Annotated in this window: 1 protein-coding gene; it reads right to left on the bottom strand. The window is 60.8% G+C overall.

The features are described 5' to 3' along the window. Positions 1–1,527 (bottom strand): ABC transporter transmembrane domain-containing protein (locus ACXRVY_RS27520; RefSeq protein ID WP_458238781.1); only part of this gene is annotated, 1,527 nt, incomplete at its 3' end. Positions 1,528–1,704 lie beyond the last annotated feature (177 nt).

Below are 1,704 nucleotides of genomic sequence, written 5' to 3'. Positions count from 1 at the left end.
GTCGAGGAGCAGGATCGGGGCGTCCACCAGCAACGCGCGGGCGATGGCCAGGCGTTGGCGCTGACCACCGGACAAACCGAGACCACCGTCCCCCAGATGAGTCTGGTAACCGTTGGGCATGGCTTCGATAAAGTCATGGGCATAAGCGATTTTTGCCGCTTCCTGTACCTCGGCCGAAGTCGCCTTCGGACTGCCGTAGCGAATGTTTTCTTCAATGCTGCCGAAAAACAGTGCCGGGGTTTGCGACACCAGGGCGAAACAGCGACGCAGGTCCAGCGGATCGAGTTGAGTCAACGGCACGCCATCGAGCAGGATGCGTCCCTCGGCCGGGTCGTAAAAACGCAGCAGTAAGTCATACACCGTCGATTTTCCGGCTCCCGATGGCCCGACCAGCGCCAGCGTCTCACCGGCATTGACGGTCAGGCTCAACCCGTCGACGGCATAACTTTGCGGCCGCGACGGGTAGGAAAAACGCACATTTTGCAGTTGCAGTTGGCCGTCGACCCGGTCCGGCAGTGTCACCGCGCCTGCCACCGGCGGCAGGATGATGTTTTGCGAACGCAGCAACTCGGCAATCCGCTCGGCCGCGCCGGCTGCCCGCTGCAATTCGCCAATCACTTCGCTCAAGGTGCCGAACGCGCTGCCGACGATCAGGCTATAGAACACGAACGCCGCCAGCTCGCCGGCGGAAATTCGCCCGGCGATGACGTCCATGCCGCCGACCCAGAGCATCACCCCGACCGCGCCCAATACCAGGACGATCACCAGGGTAATCAGCCAGGCCCGCTGGAAGATGCGCTTGCGCGCGGTGTTGAACGCCTCCTCCACGGTCACGGCAAACCGGCGCTCGTCCTCGGCCTGATGGTTGTAGGCCTGCACGGTCTTGATCTGGCCCAGGGTTTCGGAAACATAGCTGCCGATGTCGGCAATCCGGTCCTGACTCAGGCGCGAGAGGTTACGCACCCGGCGGCCGAAGATCAGGATCGGCGCGACCACCAAAGGCAAGGCCACCACCACGATACTGGTGAGCTTGGGGTTGGTGATGAACAGCAAGACGATCCCGCCGATCACCATCAACAGATTGCGCAGGAACAACGACAGCGAAGAACCGATGACCGATTGCAGCAGAGTGGTATCGGCGGTCAGGCGGGACTGGATTTCGGAGCTGCGATTGTCTTCGTAAAACCCCGGGTGCAGGTAAATCAGATGGTTAAACACCCGACGCCGGATATCGGCGACGCAGCGTTCACCGATCCACGACACCAGGTAAAACCGCGCAAACGTACCGATTGCCAGCCCCATGACCAGCAACATGAACAGAGTGATGGACTGATTGAGCAGATGCGGTGACTGGGTCATGAACCCCTGGTCCACCAGCAGGCGGATGCCCTGCCCCATGGACAAGGTGATGCCGGCGGTGGCGATCAGCGCCAGCAAGGCGCCAAAGGCCTGCCAGCGATACGGCGCAATGAAACGACGGGCCAGGCGAACGGCACGGCGGTGACGGGCAGAGAGCATCGCAATCATCCAGGACAAAGCAGTCATTAGGGTCAGCCTACACCGCTCAATGGGGTGGCTCGCTGCAAATMACAATGAGTCAGGTTAATTATGTCCACCAACACTAGAGGCTAGACGCTATTGGTCTAAAGTTCGGCTAGCCACGTGCCGGCATTTCTGGTGGACTGGTACTGTCCGCCCGGAAAG

The organism is Pseudomonas sp. P5_A2_2 (genome assembly GCF_054177685.1).
This window is presented reverse-complemented; position numbering and strand designations above follow the sequence as displayed.